We start from the raw sequence: 18,174 nt of genomic DNA on the forward strand, positions 1-18,174 counted from the left end.
AAAGTAACTTCAGTCCTGTGTGTATTGTTATTTTGTTGTAGAGCGAATGATCTACCAAATGTAATTAATAGACGCTTTGATTGTTCTCGCCTGTCCAAAGAAATTACCACGGTTCGTTATGATTCTTTCATTTCCCAAGTTAGTGCCATTGATAACAAGATTGTACGAATTATATCGATAGCCAATTAAGCCATCAAAGATGGTGCTGCTTGGATTAAAGTATTCATTCGCATCATTGCCAGGTGTTTCTGCAATATATCGCACGCCAGCACCGAGATACCAACCTGCCAAACTAGCATTATCGAATCGATAGTTGGCCCATAAGGAAGCGGTTTGTTTTGCTGTGTGAACAGGTTGTTTGCCGAGCTCAGCCAGATTGTTTGTGGCCGTAATTTCAGGGTCGAGTAATGCCAAACTTGCAGTTAAATCTAGGCCTCGCATTAAGCTTGCAACAGCTTCAAATTCAAGGCCGCGTGTGCGAATCTCACCCGTTTGCACATTAAAGTTTGGATTTACAGGGTCGCTGGTCGTTACGTTCTGTTTGCGTAAATCAAACGCCGAAAAAGTTAACATTAGATTTTCAGTTAGTGGTTGCCACTTAACGCCCAACTCTATTTGACGACCAGTTTCTGGTACAAATGCTTGTTCATCTGCCCCGCGACCTAATACAGGCTTAAATGAGGTTGAGTAACTTAAGTAAGGATTGAATCCATTGTCAAAAGCGTAAAGAAGGCCTGCGCTATAGGTAGGTTCACTGTCTTTTTGCTCTGAAATACTTCCCCAGGATTCATCGTAAGTCTTTGTTTTATCAAATCGAGTACTCAAATTGAGCCGCCAATTTTCTAATCTAAGTTGATCTTGAGCATAAACACCCCATTGATCTAGTCGCTCTTTAGCAACTGACATTTCTGGATCGATGACCTCGCTACCATAAACAGGGTTAAATAAATCCAAGTCTGGTGCACCACCGCTGCCCATAAAGCCAGAACTGCGGAAGCGTTGATAATCAAGACCGAGCAAAAGCCGATGCTCTACATTACCGGTTTTAAATTTCGTTTCAGCTTGGGTATCCACGACTGCTGCTTGACTGGTGTTATCGACTGCCCAGGTCCAACGATCAACGGTACGTTGGTCTGTCATAAAGTCGCCGGTACCAATGCCGCGATAATCTAGGTCGACGCGCGAAACGCGTGCATTTTGGCGCAACGTCCAATGATCAAATTGATGTTCAAAGAAGTAGGCCAATGAAGCCATGTCTTTTTCGTATTTATCCCAATCCGGCTCTCCGGTAAAACGATTGATTGGGATTTCTCCATTTGGATTGTCTTGAGTTAGTGATTGCCATGGAAACCAACTTTTTTGTTTAGTCGATTGCCTAGCCACATCAGCCAGCACCGTTAAGCTTGTCCGTTCATCTAATTTCCAAGTCAGTGAAGGCGCAATCATCATTCGATCATCATTAATAAAATCGGTTTGTGTATCACTATTACGTGCCATTGCATTTAAACGAAATAACACTGATTTATCTTCATTGAGCGCTCGGCCAACGTCGATATTTGCTTGATAATGCTCAAAATTACCAAAGACTAATTCAGCTTCGCTAATAGGCTCGGCTACGGGCCGTTTAGATACTAAGTTGACTACGCCACCAGGCCCACCTCGACCATAAATACTCGCTGGACCTTTGAGTATTTCGACTCGCTCTAGCTCGGTAGTTTCTGGGCGATACTCAGCCCAACTACTGGCAATATTAATTAAACCATCTCGATAAACTGTACTTTCAAAACCACGAATATTAATAAATGACGCTCGTAAATCAGAACCAGTAACTTCCGTCATCGCGCCAGCGGTGTAACGCAAGGCTTGATCGAACGATTGCATTCCTTGGTTTTGCATTCTTTGATTAGTTACCACCGAAATCGACTGCGGTGTTTCCATAATCGGTGTGTCGGTCTTGGTTGCCGTCGCGCTGCGTGTTGCGACGAAACCTCGAACTGGGCTGGTCGCGGTTTCGGGAGATGTTTCTGCGGTGACTTCAATCGGGGCGAGGATGGTTTCGTTGGCGTGACTGTATGAGCTGAGCAGGGTGAGATGGATGGCGACGCTGAGCACCTTGGGACGGGAAAGCATATGTATACCTTAGAATAAGTAAAAAAAACGCAAAGCTACAGAAAAGCGTGCAGCAAATATGCGCCCATACTTTAGAAGACGAAATAGAATGATAATTGTTTATGTTTTTGCAAAATCCAAGGGCGTTAGTTCTGCATGCAATCCAAATTGACAGTGCTGATGGCTTAGGACCTTAGATATGGAGTTGCAAAGCACCAGGAAATGCATCGCTTCGCCATTCCGGCTACTCAGTCGTACCAACAGGCAAGACTGGAAATCTACGGCAATGGTGATACAACTGCTTTGGATACCGATTTATGCCGCTACGACGACCCTTTTGGAGGCTTTTCAACTTGCGCAGATAGTGCAGCCCGCTTCTGCGATGCAATACATCAATAGCCCGGATTAATTGCTTGAGGTGAGCGCTTGGCTGATTTCTTGGCTGCGGATTGCGGTGATAGAGAGTAGCGTGTCAGAGAGTCCGTGCGAGGCTTCGCAACTGCCTTGTAGGAAAATTTTCGGGGCAAAATCAGCGCTGCTGATGAGTTGATAATTGCGGTCGACTTCGTGCGTACCCAACCAAGGCGCGAGTGGGGCAAGCAATTGTTGGTGCGCTTGCCGCTGATAACCGGTGGCTAGTACAACGGCGTCATAGTGGGCGCCCAATTCGCTGCCCAGATCCAAATCCGCCAGTTGCAATTGAATGCCTTGCGCGGTGGCTTGCGCTGCGCGAATGTCGTGGCGACGCAAGAATTGATGGCGTTGATCGCCAACAACTTTTTGCTGATACAGCAACGCATAAATTTGTTCAATTAAGGCGCGGTCGGCGACGGCGTAATTGGTATTTAAAAATTCACCAATTAAGCTTGCTCTATCTTGTGGAGCGTGATTAAAAACGTAATCGGTATAATCGGCATTAAAAATTTCATTGATAAACGGGCTATCGTCGGCGGGTTTCATCGCTCTGGCGCGCGTAATTAAATCTACTTGGTAGCCTTTGCCGTGCAAATCGACAAAGATTTCCGCCGCGCTTTGGCCTGCGCCAATGATGGCAATGCGTTTGGCGTGTTTGACTTTCTCTAAACTGCTTAAATACGTACTCGAATGAAATACGCGCGCGTCATTTTTAAATTGCGCAAATGCATCTGGAATATTCGGGCTGCCGCCAACACTAACAATGATATTGCGGGCTAGGCGCTGTTGGACGCCTGCCTTTGAGGTTGAACTAATCCGTAAATGGCTGACTTTATCGTCAAGGATGACGGGTTCAATGGCTGTGACTTCTTCGCCGAAATGGCATTGCCCAGCAAATTGCCGCGCCGCCCACGTTAGATAATTGTTAAATTCGTAGCGGCTGGGGTAGAAGGTTTTTAAATTAATAAAATCTTGTAGCCTTTGTTGCTGGTGCAAATAATTCAAAAATGAAAATGCACTGCTGGGATTACGCAGCGTAACCAAATCTTTTAAGAACGAGATTTGCATCTGCGTGCCGTCGAGCAACATATTCGGATGCCAAGCAAATTGGCTTTGTTTTTCAAGATAAACAGCGTCCAGCGCTGAGTTTTGTTCTGTGAGCGCAATCGCGAGTGCAAGGTTCGATGGGCCAAAGCCGATGCCGATCAGGTCGTGGATATGCATACAATGTCCTTAAAGTGTGGGTAGCCAGAGCTGCTCGGCAAAAAAGCGCTCTCTGAGCAGCGAACCCAAGACGGCGCGTTTATGCGGAAAATCAAATTCTTTAATCAAGGCGTAGCCCGAGCGTTGCAGATTGCTGCGCATTTTTTGATTGTCGGTGCGTGGTTCAATTACGATGCGCTGCGTGCGGCAATCATCAAGAAACAGATAATGAGAAATCGAGGGTAGCCAAGCTGAAACAAAATCCTTGCCGCGATACGCCGCTTCGCCAATCAGAACATGCCAGCCGCGATCAAAATCGGCGACGTCATAAAACGGTGCTATGCGGTCTTCTTTGGCCCAATACACTTCGAAATAGCCAAATGGTACGTCGTCTAAGCAAGCAATTAGCGGAGTGCTATGCGCATCTAAAGTTACTTTTTCGAGGTAGCGGTGATGATCGTCTTCGCTGCCACTTTCTTGCCAAAACTCGGCGACGTGCGGGTCGTTCATCCAGCGATGGAAGTGCGGCAAGTCGATGTCGATGTCGGCCACACGAAAACTTAAAGATTGCTGTAGCCACGGGATATGGCGTTGATACACGACGCCATGGCCTTGTGCGCGCCGCAGCGGATGGCGGCGTCCATCGCTAATCTGATAGTGCAGCGGTAAGGGTGGTAAAGCTTGCGGGAGCCAGTTGTTTGGGTATTGCCAAAATAAATATGGTGGTATGTCAATGCAGGTATTATTAATGCTAATTTGTAGCGCTATACCTAAATTAGCGAGCGACTGTATGAAGGGTGCTGGCGCTTGTAATGTCAGCGGCGTGGCGTCGTTTTCAAATGCCATACTGAGCGCATGAAGTGCGCTGGCAAGGCTGGGCGAGCTCTCGGCCTGCCATTGTAAATATCGCGCAGAGCAGTGCCATTGCGGCGCGAGTGACATTAAATCAGCATGCAGTGGGTTGGTGGTCATGGGATCTTCATTATCGTGTTGTTGATAGCATGACGAGCCAGCGTGTCGAATGTTTAAGCGTCGTTGACATGTCGCGTGCTGTTTTTTACTCGCTTATGCTTTGCTGGCTAAGGCTCGAGCCTAAAAGTGCTTGCCCAGCGTGATGTAGCTACTGTAGTTTCGGCTGGCGGGCTCCATTTCATAGCCCAACTCGATGTCGTAAGACTCGCTTGGGCTGAACGTCAGTGATATTTCGGTTTGATCGATGGATTGGGTTGTCAGCCCTCTGGTGTAACTCAAGCTCAAATCAATCTGATCGATGAAGCTCGCATCAAGGCTGAAGATGAGCGCTTGTTCGTTCGGCGAGGATGCGCTTGAGTGTGTGTGGGCATATTCTGTAGTGACTGAAATCATTGGCGAGACTTCGTACTCTGCGGCCAAAATACCGCCCCAGCGCGACTCATTGTCTTGATACTCATAAGCTAGGTTCGCATAGAGACTGAGGGCGTTGAGGTCCCACTGGGCTGCGCCGCCCACGTCAGCCGATGTAATGTCTGGCCGTCGAGATTGGTTCGGTATATTGACGCCTGCCGCCAGCGCCAAACTCATGTCATCTTGTTGATAAAAGCGCCACTTGAACGCGGCTGCGATGTCGAGCCAGCCTGACGGCGCAGGGCTGAGCTGGTAAGGAAATTCGAGGTAGAGATCGAGCGTATCCAGCGCGCCGTAAGTGAGCTGAAGATCCGCCGTTGTTCGCTTGTCACCGTGATCGACTTGCCGCTCGGCGCTCATTTCAGCGTCGAGTTTGCCTTGCCCCAAGGTTTCTGTGTCTTCAAATGCGTGCGTTGGGGTAGCACTTAAGGCGAAGCAGAATGTCAACGCGTGCCACTTCATGCTTCGTTGAATGCGAGTCGCAATCGCAGTGCCAGTTCGTCGCGTAGCGTGTCGGCATCGGCGACGATATTTCCGAGGCGAGCGAAGTCATGCACCATGCCGGCGTAGATTTTGAGCGTGGTGGCGACGCCCGCTGCTTGCAGGCGCTCGGCGTAGGTGCGCCCTTCGTCGAGCAAAGGATCAAATTCGGCCAAGACCATATGCGCGGGCGCAAGCTGCCTGAGATCGTCACTCAATAGCGGGGCAAAGCGCCAGTCATTGCGCTCGAAATTGTGATTCAGATAATGCGCAAACATCCACTGCAAGGTTTGGCTTTCGAGTAAATAGCCCGTCGCCAAACGCTGATGCGAGGCGCTGTTTTGGATGCTACTGGTGCAAGGATAAAGCAGCAATTGTAGTAACGGCTGCGGCAAAGCGGCATCACGCAAGGCGAGGCACAACACCGTAGCCAGCGTGCCGCCCGCGCTATCGCCGCCCACGGCTATGCGTGCCGCGTCAATGCCGTAATCGGCAGCGTGTTGCTGGAGCCAATGCCAAGCGTCGTTGGCGTCATGCACCGCCGTTGGGAATTTAAACTCGGGCGCGAGTCGGTAATCGACCGCCAACACCTTGCACTCGGCGCGGTGCGCCAGATCGCGGCATAGCGCGTCGTGTGAATCGAGTCCGCCGATGCAGTAGCCACCACCGTGAAAAAATACCAGCGCTGGCAAGGCGGCAGCTGTGTTGATTGCTGGCGAATACAGCCGCGCTTTCAGTGGCGCGCCATCACGACTCGTGAAACTGATTTCTTGTGTAGTGACAGATTCTTCGCCGGGCGTATCCAGCAAGGGCGTTGCCGCGTCATAGCTGGCGCGCGCTGCGGCTGGCGTTTGTAAATGCATGGGCTGATGATCGCCCAAGGCAACTAATTCTAAAAAGGACTCAAGGTCTGGATGAAGTGGCATGGTTCGCAGTGTGCAATGTAATTCTAGTGTGACGATTTGGGCTGCGGCTTGTTTACTGGATTAAACAAATCTGGCCTGAATTCGTCATCAGTGCAATACGCGAACACTTTGGAAATACGATGCTGCTTAGTAAAAAAATACTGATTCTGCTGATGTCTTGTATCGGTATGGCTTATGCCGATGAGATTGAAATTCGCCGTACCAGTGATGGTATTCCACATATCAAAGCCAGTAATTGGCAGGACTTAGGGCAGGGTTATGGTTATGTGCAGGCGCAAGATGCGCTGTGCACTTTAAGCGAAGCTTTTCTGACTTTTGAGGGGCAACGCAGCCTACATTTTGGCGCCAAGCAGCGGCCCGAGCATGACTCGACTTTCGGTAAACCGAGCAATTTGGAGTTGGATATTTTCTTCAAAGCATTTGCGACACCCGAGATGGTTGCTGCTTATCACGCCGAGCAGCCCGCCGATTTACAGGCGATGATTAGTGGCTTTGCTGTGGGTTTTAATCGCTATCTGGCTGAGGCGAGAATCACGGGTAAGGAGGCGTGCTTAAAGCAAGCATGGGTCAGAAATATTAGCGCCGATGATATTTATCGCCGCATGTATGCGGCGAATATTGGTGCAGGCTATGCCAAATTCATCCCGCAAATTGTGAATGCGCAACCGCCTAAGGGGGCGAAAAAACGGGCCGCCACATCATCCAAATTGGCGCAGCCGCTTTCACAACTTTCACAACAGTTGGCGCAAACCATAGGTAGTCGCCCCGGGATTGGCAGTAATGCTTTGGCGCTGGGTGGTGAAGTCACCGGCAGTAAAGAGGCGGTATTGTTTGGCAATCCACATTGGTATTGGAGCGGGCCGGATCGGTTTTACCAAGCACATTTAACGATTCCGGGAAAAGTGAACGTCGCTGGCGTGTCTTTTCTGGGGATTCCGGTGACTATGATCGGCTTTAACGAGCAAGTGGCGTGGAGCCACACGGTGTCGGAGGCGCGGCGCTTTGGCCTGTTTGACTTAAAATTGGCGACACCGACTCAGTATCAAGTGGACGGCGCAAGCAAAAACATGCAGGCCAAAACGGTGCAAATACCATTGCGCGGCGGCAAAGTGGCAAGCCGCACGCTGTATCGCAGCGACTTAGGGCCGCTGCTTGATTTGGGCGCAGAGTCTCCGCTATTGGCGTGGGGCCAGCAAAAAGCTTTAGCAGTGAAAGACATTAATGCCGAGAATTTCAGGATTTTCCGTACTTTCTTTTATTGGAACCAAGCCCAGTCGCTGGACGATTTTGTCGCCATTCAAAAGCGTGAAGCGGCGGTGCCGTGGGTGAATACCATTGCGATAGGTCGCAACGACGATAGAGTCTGGTACGGCGATATTGGCGCGATGCCCAATGCGCCGGATGATTTACGCCAGCGCTGCACCACGCCCGTTGCGCAAGCATTTGCGACATTAGATGCGAAAACGCCGGTACTCGACGGTAGTCGAGCGGCGTGCCAATGGCAAAACGACGCGAGCGCGGTGCAGACTGGCGCAGTGCCCGCCGCGCAACAGCCGGGCTTATTTCGCCGCGATTATGTCGCCAATATGAACGACAGTTATTGGCTGAGTAATCCGCATCAGCCATTAGAGGGCTTCCCCGCGCTGATGGGCGGTGAGCGTGAAGTGGTATCTTGGCGCAGCAAATTAGGCAATAAAATTGCCGAGTCCTTGGTGCAGCAAGCGCCGTTGCCCGCCAGCCAAGTGCAGCTGGCCTTACAGCAACAGGTGCTGGATTCTCGCGTGTGGTCGGCCGAGCAATTTAAAGCGCCAGTGTTGGTAGCTGTTTGCCAGACAAAATCAGTAAAAGTGCAGGCAGATCCTCTGGGTGGTAAAAAAATAGCCCGTACGGTCTCGCTCCAGCAAGCGTGCCAAGTCTTAAGCGATTGGCGTAATACCGGCAATGCCGATGATAGGGGTGCGCATTTATGGGAGCAATTTTGGGCGCGCATTGAAAGCTTGCCGGTGCAAGAAATCTACGCCCAGCCATTCGATTATCAGCAGCCGCTGGTGACGCCGAATGCACTCCGCGTTGCCGATCCACGCATTGCGCAAAGTTTGGGTGCGGCCGTTTTGGCGGTGCAAGCAAGTGGTTTGGCGCTTGATGCGCCACGGCGTGCATATCTCTATGCGGGGCAAGGTGCATCGCGAGTGCCACTGTTTGGCGGCTGCCACGAGGCGGGTTATTTTACCGTTGCGTGCGGCGAGTTAGGGAAAAAGGGCGTCAATGGTGATTTCTTTGGCAATAGTTATTTACAATTGGTGCGCTTTACCCCTGAGGGGGTCGCTGCGTACACCCTACTGGCGCATGGGCAGCTAGATCATGGTCTGCTTAGCGTAGAGAGCAATACTGCCTTGTTACGCTATGCAAAAAAAGACTGGTTGACGTTTCCATTTAGCGATGCGGCAATTATGGCCGACCTGAAAAGCCAGCAACATTGGGCGCCTTAAACGTGGCGGCCAGATGGATGACTGCCCGCATCTCGCGGGCGGTTAGGCTAAACATTGAGCCAGCCATTTCGTCATTGCTATAAAGCCCCTCCAAAACTTGGAAACCATTCATGTTTAAATTTTTATTAAGCCAATCGCGCGGGTTGCTGTTTTTTACGGCTCTGGCGAGCGTGATTCACGGCGCTTGTAGTGTCTTGCTCGTCACGCAAATTAGCGGCGCGCTAACCGCTGATGCGCTTGCTCGCGATCGTATGGCGCTGACTTTTGGCCTTACCGCCTTGGTGGTGATGCTCAGCCAAATGGCTGCATCCATTTTATCCGAGCGCTTAAGTCATCACGCCGACGCCCAATTGCGGCTATACGTCAGCCAGCGCGTGATGGATACCGATTACCGCCATCTGGAAGCGATAGGAGCCGCCAAAGTGCAATCAGCCTTGGCCGAGCACACCGCCAAAGTGGCCGAGTTTTTTGTCAGTTTCCCCGCGATTTTGACCAATGCCGTCGTCGTGCTGGGCTGCTTGACTTATATGTTGATGCTATCGTGGCAAGTTTTTTTGTTTGCCGTGTTGGTATTAGCTTTAGGCTCCTTGGCGTATCACTTGGTGCATTTGCGTGCCATTGTGCATTTGGACGCCGCCGCCGATGAGCAAGACCGATTATTTGGTCATTTTCGCTCGCTGACTGATGGAGCAAAAGAGCTGCGCTTACATCGCAATAAACGTACGGTATTTGCCAATAAGGTCTTGGGTGAGTCGATTGAAATCGTACGTCGCGAGCGCACCAAGGGCATGTCGATTTTTCTGCTGTCGGCCAGCTGGAGCAATTTTCTGATTTACGCGTTTATTGGTCTGGTGTTGTTTGTGCTAATTCGTGATGTGCCCAATCAAGCCAAAATTATGACCGGCTTTGCGCTGGTGTTTGTGTATATGGTGACGCCACTGGAAGTGTTATTGCTTAATTTGCCGCGCGCCAACCTCGCCAAAGCATCGGCTGACCGCATTGATGACGTGACGCAAGGCATGCAAGTCAACGAAAACCCCGCGAATCCCTTACAACTGCCGGTGCTGAAATCGCTGGAGTTAGATGGCGTAGCGCATCGTTATTACCACGAACAGAGCGACGATTTTTTTGCTTTGGGACCCATGAGTTTGAGTTTTAAAGCCGGTGAAGTGGTGTTTTTGGTCGGCGGCAACGGCAGCGGCAAAACCACTTTAGCCAAATTATTGGTCGGTTTATATCCGCCGGAGCAGGGTAGTGTGAAACTCAATGGCGAATTGATTGACGACGCCAATCGCGATCAATACCGCCAAATATTCAGCACGGTATTTTCGGATTTCCATTTATTTGATCGCTTATTGCAGGTCGGCAATACCGACACCAGTGCACTCGACCAACGCGGCAATCAATTGCTGGCGCGTTTGCACTTACAGCACAAAGTACAAGTAAAAAACGGCGCGTTTACCACGCAAGCCTTGTCACAAGGGCAGCGAAAACGACTGGCTTTGGTCGTCGCCTATTTAGAAGATCGTCCATTTATGGTGTTTGACGAGTGGGCCGCCGATCAAGATCCGGTATTTAAAAATGTGTTCTATCACGACGTGCTCAGCGAACTGAAAGCGCAAGGCAAAACCATTTTGGTGATTTCACACGACGACCGTTATTTCCATTTGGCCGATCGAATGCTGCGAATGGAGAACGGTCAGCTACAAATCGTCGAGCAGCAAGAACTCATCCCCGCCTAAATAGGCTGATGACGTTGACTATTAGATGTTTTTATTCAGAACTCATGTGACTTTAAAAATAAAATTAGATTTAAATCAATGGTTTATTAAATAATAACTCTGCGAGTACTGTGATTTTTCGTCGCAAGATCGTCATATCACTGAACAATGAGTTAAGCGTTTTGAGCTTCCCCGTAAAGGGCGCGTGAGACATTGTTTGATTTATGTATTTGCTACTCGCATGGCGAACGCATTGATACAGCCCTTCGGGGCTGTTTTTTCATCTGGTGGCTGTGGAGTTTGCTGTAATGCGTTTCTTTAATCGTCAGTCGGTCGTTGTGTTGCATCGCTGGATCGGCTTGACGATGACTTTATTTTTACTAAGCGCGGGTTTGACGGGGGCGCTGCTGGCCTTTAATGAAGAGCTGGATCAGTGGCTGGCGAGCGATTTGTATCAGATTCGCATTCCGCATGCGGCACAGCCGCTGTCGGCATTGGTACTGCATCAGCACGTCAACGCACAATTAGCACCACGTGCCGAGCTGAATGTCTTGCAACTGGCGATCCCAAGCGAGCATGCGCTGGCGTTATGGGTGACGGCCAAAACCAATCCCGCGACCAAGCTGCCTTACGAGCTGGGCTTCAGTCAAATTTTTATCGATCCGTACAGCGGGCGCATCCAAGGGCAGCGAGAATGGGGCGAGTTTCGCTGGTCATCCCATGCGCTGATGCCATTTTTGTATCGCTTGCATTACACCTTTGCGATACCGGATTGGGGAGTGGTCATTATGGGGATTGTGGCTTTATTGTGGGTGATCGATTGCTTTGCGGGCGCGTATTTGACCTTCCCCAAAGGTCGTCCTTTTGTCGAAAAATGGCGACCGGCGTGGAAAATCAAAACGGGCGCGAGTTTTCACCGCATCAACCTTGATCTGCATCGGGCGAGTGGCTTGTGGTTGTGGGCGGTGCTGCTGATTTTTGCGTGGTCGAGCGTGGCGTTTAATTTGCGCGAGCAAGTGTATTATCCCGTGATGAAAAGCCTATTGGTCTTTCAAAAAGACTTATGGAACTTCCCCGCACAGCCGTTGGCAAAAGGCCAAGTGATTCTAAATTGGGGGCAGGCCTTAGGTCACTCAGAGCAAGCAATGCAAGGCTTGGCACAAGAGAGAGGCTTTACTGTCGGCCAAGCCGAGCGCTTGTTTTATCTTAAAGAGCAAAATATGTACGCTTACAGCGTAAAAACCAGCTTGGATGTGGGCGAGATGGGAATGAGCTATGTCGGGATTAACGCCGTGAGCGGCGCGCGCATTGGCTACAATTTGCCCAGCAGCATTGCCGCAGGCGATACGATCACCAGTTGGCTTTACGCGCTGCATATGGGCAAAGTTTGGGGCTTGCTGTATCGAATTTTTGTCTGTTTTTTTGGACTGACTATTGCGGGGCTCACCATCACCGGATTTATTCTGTGGTGGAAAAAACGTCAGGCACGAAATTTTTTAGCCAAGGGACGTAAGGTGAATTGAGCTGCTTGCTTTCAAGCGCATTGAACTTGATTTAAGGGCGCAGGTACTCTCAGGCACAGAAGGAGACAGCGATTGAGCATTACCTCCAACATGGTCGATGCATTGCTGCCGCCATCAGCGCGCTGTGTTAACCAAGGCGGTAGACTAGATCGATGACCGCTTAGGCCGAACTGCCGTCATAAAGGTGGAGTAGCTGAACATACGTTCGCCAAAATAATAAGCTCCCCAGCATTTTTAGCTAAGGAGCTTTGTTTCAAAATGCTTTTTGTTCAATATCAGGAAAGTTACCCACAGAAACTGTGGATTAACCGAAACGATAAAGCATGCCCCCTGATCATTAAAGGCCGCAACCTGAAGGTTAGCGGCCTCTCATTTTTTACTTTCGGCATCGACACTTCGGCCTTAGCAGTCATTCGCGCTAACAGATCGAAGCGAAGGGGATGGATGAGGGCTTTAGTTTTTTAGCCTTGGGCATTGACAGATCGGCCAAAGCCAACGCTCGCTAAAAAGTCTATTTACGGAATGTCTGAATTGGAACTCGCCCCCCAATGGAATATCTAATCGGAAAATTCTGCGCCCAACAGCACGAATAGTCGATCCAATTCAATTCGACTTTTCTCGTCTTTGGGTTCGCGATCTGCCCCAAAGAGAACAGGGTAAAGACTTGGAGCATCGACGGATACCGTAAAATTGTGAGTTGCCCCATCTGACATCTCAGTTGTGCTCACAGATTGCACGGTGAAATAGCGCAACATATTGTGAAGCGGAGAGTCTCCAGTCTTGAATTTGCAGTTCTTGAACGCTCCGCCAGCACGTTGGATGAAGTTCGTCATTGTACCTGCGACACGAGATATCGACTGAATATCACCCAAGGCATTGCCGGGATTAAAATTCTCAGGCTTCCCTGCGAATTTCATCACCAGTCGGGCGTCCTCGCACCCATACACGACCGCGACCGGCACCAGCACCACTGGGTGACTCGTACTGATCCCGAGCTCTTGCGCTTTGGCGCAAAGTATTTCAGCCATCTTGAGGCGTTGTTTCCCTCCGGTGATCTTGTTGTGTAGTCCTTGGGCGCTCGCGAACTGAAGGAATGCTAGATACTCTGGCATTGACTGCTCAGGATGGGCTCCAAACAGTTCGGTCGAATAGGCTTTGACGAAGTCCCAAGGCTCTAGGACAAGTGCGTTTTTAAAGAAGGCGCCCATGGCATCCCAGTCCCGTTGTGCCTCGAGGACAAAATCCTCAGCAGAAAACTTGCTGCGCAGGTCACTGGCTTTCTCCATCAGAGCAGGGAGGTAGGACACGCTGTTATGGCGGAGGTCGATATCGCGAAGCGCATGGATCGATTCCTTATGCTTCTCGTCCTTGAAGCTCTTGGACTCACGGTAAGTCTTGATATGTGCGATTGCACAAATGTCCAGAAAGTAGATTGTGGGCACCATCTGCTCCCATTGCAACATAGTGGCAATGAATTCATCGTCTTGACCCTGAGAGATTTTGACGTTAATTGTAATCTGACTGTGCTGCGACGCAAGCGAAACCATTGAATCCTCCCCTATTTATTGAGCGCCCCTTACAGATTGCTCTTGTGCGGTTGGTTTAATCAGAAATCCGGACATGTTCATACATCAGATCGTACAACGGATGCTGAAAACGAGCAGTTCGGCGACTGATGGCATATTTTCCTTGATCTTGTTAGCTTCTAATTGAACGTGCTTAACCAATTCATCGAAGCTCTGTTTCATTGCGCCCGGGAGATCCCACCCCTTTTTTTCGAGTTCCATCAATACGAGAATCCCGTGTGAGCTGTTTCGACCAATCAGGTACTGACCAACTATTTGCCGCGTGAGTGTGTCGTCGACGAGGGATTTCGCTGAATAATTTCTAGTGCTGTCGAGAGGTTTGATCTCGATGCATACATTTCCTCTAGCACAGGCACATTGGATATCTGTGCGCTTGTCGTCATCAACCTCTTCTTCTCGATGAATACTGAAGCGCAGGTTCTGCGTGTCTTGGAGTTTCGCTGCTAGCCAGAGCTGTAGATGTTTCTCGGGCATTCCTTGTTTGAACAACGGGCGTTCGCTGAACGGTCCTTCCTCGAGCGACGTACGGATCTCCTCCAGCCTTGCCAGCACCTGCTCGTAGAGTTGCGCTTCGCTTGCGGGCGCCGAGTCGAAGACTTTGTGAAGATCGCGCAACTGATCTGGACGCCAACGCGCGCCCACCTCGGCCTCGCGTTCGGCGTGTTCGACTAAGCAGGCTTTCAAGTGCCTCTGGAGTCCAGCATCAAGCACGACACTAACCAGCCGCTGGAGCGCTTGGCGTCCGGCCTTCCCACGTATGCCAATCAACTGCTGAGTGATATCAGAATACATGCGCTCGGTCATCCCACCCCCGGACGCGCTAGACGGGCTGTCCAAGGAAGTCCCGCTAAGCTCAGAGCCAAACAAAACCTCGCAGATATCAGTTAACAGATCGGCAGCTGTCGAGGTCCAAGATTCCCAAACCCACTTCGAGTCCCACATAGCGGTAGCAAATTCGTCGATCTGCCGAGCTCGTTGGTGGCCAGGCGCAAGCGTAGCAAGATGCTGGGAGAACCAATTCCAAGCGGAACAGTTGCTGGCAGCCATCCACAGCCGGAGCCACGTCAAGTCCGAAATGTAACCCGACGCATCTTTATACCGTTCGAGTGCATCCCGGCACAGGGAGTCGAACTCCTCTTGCTGGATAAGTTGTGCCTCATTTAGGAGTACCACCAACTGTTTCAAGGTTGCTTCGTCGCCTACTCTGCCACCATGTACCAGTGGAATCAGCGTCATCAGTAATTTGTGCCGGACGCTGCATGGGCTCTGCAAAACCATCGCCAACGTGGCTTGTCGGATGCCATCGGAACGCAGCGAGCCGACATCCTCTAGCAACCATGGCGTCAATGCGGCGATGACATCGCTGGATCTCATTTGGCACAAAGTGTGGAACCATTCTGGCAGCTTGGCGTTTGACCACACTGCTACCTGAGCGGCCACCGCCACCTCGGCTCCAGACAATCCCACGCAATCTACCCCGTCGGTGATCCATAAGTTGATACTCGCCTCTGCAATCCTAACTGGCATGGGCTTTTGCGGCCTGCCTGACTGATAATGAAAAAGCGGGCTGCTCAACACGGCCTTGCCTCGGTAGGCCAATAAGCCCAGGCGAAATGCAGTCGCGATGTGCTCCCCGAACTCCATATCGACGGCACCAAGATCGATGACGCGACCATTCGAAATAAGCTCACCAGGGTTGGTGAAGTTTACAAGACGAAGCAGGCTGGGTAGGTCCTCGCCGTCGGCAATCTGTGCGCGTCGGGCGTCTAATTCGGATTTGATCTGTTCCCATTTTGCGTATGGGGCTGACGTTATGGTTGGCGTCGCCAGCTTTGCCGCCTTAGCAGGCTTATTGACCGTGATAGCACGAAGACTCCTTAGTTGTCGGTATCTGTCGCAGACCAGTGCTGCACGCTGATCCGATCGAGGGAACAGCCCTCGCAAGGCACATTTTCGTTCGAATCGGCTGCGCAGCCTTAGAACGGTTTCGACACACAACTCGAACCAGATCGCCTGCTCAGTGGGCTGCGTCGTCACATCATGTGCCCATTTAATGAGTTCAGGTATATCCGCTGGCTCCAGAGTGACGATGCAAGGTGCCCCTCCAGCCAAGCGTCCCTTGGAAAAACCAATCGGCTCTGAGCAGGCAATAGCCAGCGTAACCTGCCAGCGAAACGCCGGCATGGTCTTGATAGTTGCACATAGCCTAGTGACCTCGTCTCGGTGGATTAGGCCAGCGAGACGCAAATCGTCGATCAACACAGCGGCGTCGACACAGGCTTGAGGTAGCGGACTGTCGTTCTGCCGAGCCAGATAGAAAACCTGCTCGAGACAGCCGACCAGCGCATAGATGCGCCAATCCCGTTCGGATTGGAATGGGGCAGAAGGCTGTATGAGGGGCATTCCTGATACCTTGGAAGCGCAACTGTCGTGAACAGCCTTCAGCAAAAGTTCGGCATCCACAAGAGTGGCGTTTGATAGCAGCATTTCCTTGAGCGTCATGGCCATAAAGCCGCAGCCCTCATCTTCCGCTTCGCTCTCTGTCTGATTGAATATGGTTGTAAGGGTCAAAGAAGAAAGCTCGTGCCAATTGATGACCACTAGGGCCTCAGATACCGCGCGATTGCCGAGAAATTTATGCAACTCAAGGTCGTAAAGCACTTTGGCACGGTGCTCTGGGGCACCAACTGCCCCTAGGGCACTCAATGCCGCAGTCCTCTCCCATAGCGTGCAGTCAATCTTCCCGTAGTTGGCGAATGCCGGGTCGGCACAGGACTTCAGTTTGCCGCATCGCACTAGCCTGTAAGCAAAGGCTCTGGCTTCATGTGATGCCTCGTTATCCTTCAGAATGGCGGCGACACTGGCCGGTGCAACGACGCGTGCAACCCTAGTGCAGGTATTGTCGCTAACATACCATCTGGCCTTGCTTGCGAACTTGCTTGCGTCCGCGAAAATTTTCAAAGCCTCGTTGGTCGAACGCTTGTCCCACGACTCAATGTCTCCGCCGTAAAACAATAGCTCAGAAAAGTTGTACACGACCCAACTTCGCACCTTGATATTGATTGCGGCAAGCCAGCTCAACGCCGCACGCCGAGCGGGAATGAGCACAAGTTCATCGAATGGCTGACTAGTAAACAAGGGGCGGATCCGGTGCAGCGGTACACCCTTGTGCAATTCATGATCTACCCAGCACGCCGACAAATACTCGCGCAGCGAGCGATGATGAAACCTGAGTCTGCCGAAGCTGGCCTCGTCGAAAATTCCGCTGGACAGCAACAATTGCACGTCGGTCGATACCCAGTCGTGTAGCACCAAATGGGCCTGAAGCCCCTCTTCTGCAAGAACCGATGGTTGGACGGCGATAAACGCGTGGCGACCGAACTCGGCCGCAGCCGCAAGCCGGGTGGCGCCAATCCGTAACTGATCCTTAGAAAGAACCTTGCCTGCTTGCTGGTAGGAGGGGTTGACCTCATTGAGTCGAGCATCAATATGTACTTCGAGCATCTCGATATAGGTGCCCAGGCGCCCTTGTGCATTCCACAAGTCGACCATCCAGCGCAAGTCGAGGGGGCGATTGGTCATAAAATCGTAGCCGCTACTGTCAACCACATCCCAGAATGCAGCATCGTTGCGCAGCCCAAAGTGCAGAGCACACCGCTGGGCTTCCGCCCGAGCGAGGGGTTCCAACGTTACAACCAGCAAGGGGTCGGACTCATCCTGCGAAGTCGTTCGCGTGCAAGCTTCACTTACATCCAGCGATGCAAACTTAACCTTCGAGTTAGCTTCTATGATCGGGGCGACGAGTTCGGCCGCGACCGCGGCGGCAACCTCAGGGACCATCCAGTCCGTTACCCTAGATGAAAGCACGAACTGGATACGGGTCATGTACGCAGAGAGTGTCGCTTGTACGATCCGCAGTGCCCGAATGAAATCACTGTGTGACAGCAATCGAGCCTCATCGATCGCATCTAGGAAAAAGAAACCTTTTTCGCGACTTCCTTCCCATGCAGAGAATGCCCCAAACTCACTGCCGAGTGCTAGTTTCCAGTCGTCAATAGTCTTGAGCAGGTTTAGGGGAATGAAAAATGTCGAGTGCCCTGAGCCCTTCAGCCGTTTTACTTCGAGCTGGAATGCGACCGTCTTCCCGATACCGGCTTCGCCAAGAACAACGGCAACTTGCTTGCAATGAATATCGGGCCACTTCAGGTATGCCTGCATCGGTTGATTGCCATCGTCCAAGTGACCTTCGATACCGGTTGATCGAGACGACGAATAATGAATAAAAGTACGCTGTAGTTCGATATGCATAATGACATATTACTACAAACATCGAATCACTG

10 protein-coding genes are annotated in these 18,174 nt (G+C 51.0%); 3 read left to right on the plus strand and 7 right to left on the minus strand.

The window, feature by feature from the left end:
- Window positions 1-51 precede the first annotated feature (51 nt).
- From Q320_RS0105535 to Q320_RS0105560, 5 genes are all read right to left on the minus strand, one after another.
- On the minus strand, window positions 52-1,938 hold the full coding sequence (locus Q320_RS0105535; RefSeq protein ID WP_169734433.1) for a TonB-dependent siderophore receptor: 1,887 nt from the start codon (window positions 1,936-1,938) through the stop codon (window positions 52-54).
- A 576-nt stretch (window positions 1,939-2,514) separates the two neighbouring features.
- On the minus strand, window positions 2,515-3,747 hold the full coding sequence (locus Q320_RS18610; RefSeq protein WP_051534498.1) for a lysine N(6)-hydroxylase/L-ornithine N(5)-oxygenase family protein: 1,233 nt from the start codon (window positions 3,745-3,747) through the stop codon (window positions 2,515-2,517).
- A gap of 9 nt (window positions 3,748-3,756) precedes the next feature.
- Complete coding sequence (locus Q320_RS0105550) at window positions 3,757-4,698, minus strand: GNAT family N-acetyltransferase (protein ID WP_084282379.1); 942 nt, start codon at window positions 4,696-4,698, stop codon at window positions 3,757-3,759.
- A gap of 120 nt (window positions 4,699-4,818) precedes the next feature.
- Window positions 4,819-5,571 carry a transporter gene (locus Q320_RS0105555; RefSeq protein ID WP_027468183.1) on the minus strand — a complete coding sequence of 251 codons (753 nt, stop codon included), beginning with the start codon at window positions 5,569-5,571 and terminating at the stop codon, window positions 4,819-4,821.
- Window positions 5,568-6,515, minus strand: a complete 948-nt coding sequence (locus Q320_RS0105560; RefSeq protein WP_027468184.1) for an alpha/beta hydrolase — start codon at window positions 6,513-6,515, stop codon at window positions 5,568-5,570. Before Q320_RS0105560 ends, Q320_RS0105555 begins: the two co-directional genes overlap by 4 nt.
- Window positions 6,516-6,634: 119 nt before the next feature.
- Here Q320_RS0105560 and Q320_RS18615 point away from each other — a divergent pair, with 119 nt between their 5' ends.
- From Q320_RS18615 to Q320_RS0105575, 3 genes are all read left to right on the plus strand, one after another.
- Window positions 6,635-9,004 carry a penicillin acylase family protein gene (locus Q320_RS18615; RefSeq protein ID WP_051534499.1) on the plus strand — a complete coding sequence of 790 codons (2,370 nt, stop codon included), beginning with the start codon at window positions 6,635-6,637 and terminating at the stop codon, window positions 9,002-9,004.
- A gap of 110 nt (window positions 9,005-9,114) precedes the next feature.
- Entirely contained in the window at window positions 9,115-10,746 is a 1,632-nt protein-coding gene (locus Q320_RS18620) for a cyclic peptide export ABC transporter (protein WP_035852366.1), read from the plus strand.
- Between the two features lie 287 nt (window positions 10,747-11,033).
- The gene (locus Q320_RS0105575; RefSeq protein ID WP_027468185.1) at window positions 11,034-12,248 is read left to right on the plus strand and encodes a PepSY-associated TM helix domain-containing protein; all 1,215 of its coding nucleotides are present in this window, start codon (window positions 11,034-11,036) and stop codon (window positions 12,246-12,248) included.
- Between the two features lie 557 nt (window positions 12,249-12,805).
- On the opposite strand, the gene Q320_RS0105585 is transcribed toward Q320_RS0105575, so the two are convergent.
- Window positions 12,806-13,795 carry a hypothetical protein gene (locus tag Q320_RS0105585; RefSeq protein WP_027468187.1) on the minus strand — a complete coding sequence of 330 codons (990 nt, stop codon included), beginning with the start codon at window positions 13,793-13,795 and terminating at the stop codon, window positions 12,806-12,808.
- Window positions 13,796-13,879: 84 nt separating this feature from the next.
- On the minus strand, window positions 13,880-18,142 hold the full coding sequence (locus Q320_RS0105590; protein ID WP_156938989.1) for an NACHT domain-containing protein: 4,263 nt from the start codon (window positions 18,140-18,142) through the stop codon (window positions 13,880-13,882).
- Between the last annotated feature and the right edge of the window lie 32 nt (window positions 18,143-18,174).

Source organism: Deefgea rivuli DSM 18356, from assembly GCF_000620145.1.
In the GTDB taxonomy this organism is placed as follows: domain Bacteria; phylum Pseudomonadota; class Gammaproteobacteria; order Burkholderiales; family Chitinibacteraceae; genus Deefgea; species Deefgea rivuli.

What these genes read in the sequence shown, in the direction of transcription:
- Q320_RS0105535 (WP_169734433.1), bottom strand. Translation starts at nt 1,938, where the DNA reads ATGGAAACACCGCAGTCGATTTCGGTGGTAACTAATCAAAGAATGCAA.
- Q320_RS18610 (WP_051534498.1), bottom strand. Translation starts at nt 3,747, where the DNA reads ATGCATATCCACGACCTGATCGGCATCGGCTTTGGCCCATCGAACCTT.
- Q320_RS0105550 (WP_084282379.1), bottom strand. Translation starts at nt 4,698, where the DNA reads ATGACCACCAACCCACTGCATGCTGATTTAATGTCACTCGCGCCGCAA.
- Q320_RS0105555 (WP_027468183.1), bottom strand. Translation starts at nt 5,571, where the DNA reads ATGAAGTGGCACGCGTTGACATTCTGCTTCGCCTTAAGTGCTACCCCA.
- Q320_RS0105560 (WP_027468184.1), bottom strand. Translation starts at nt 6,515, where the DNA reads ATGCCACTTCATCCAGACCTTGAGTCCTTTTTAGAATTAGTTGCCTTG.
- Q320_RS18615 (WP_051534499.1), top strand. Translation starts at nt 6,635, where the DNA reads ATGCTGCTTAGTAAAAAAATACTGATTCTGCTGATGTCTTGTATCGGT.
- Q320_RS18620 (WP_035852366.1), top strand. Translation starts at nt 9,115, where the DNA reads ATGTTTAAATTTTTATTAAGCCAATCGCGCGGGTTGCTGTTTTTTACG.
- Q320_RS0105575 (WP_027468185.1), top strand. Translation starts at nt 11,034, where the DNA reads ATGCGTTTCTTTAATCGTCAGTCGGTCGTTGTGTTGCATCGCTGGATC.
- Q320_RS0105585 (WP_027468187.1), bottom strand. Translation starts at nt 13,795, where the DNA reads ATGGTTTCGCTTGCGTCGCAGCACAGTCAGATTACAATTAACGTCAAA.
- Q320_RS0105590 (WP_156938989.1), bottom strand. Translation starts at nt 18,142, where the DNA reads ATGCATATCGAACTACAGCGTACTTTTATTCATTATTCGTCGTCTCGA.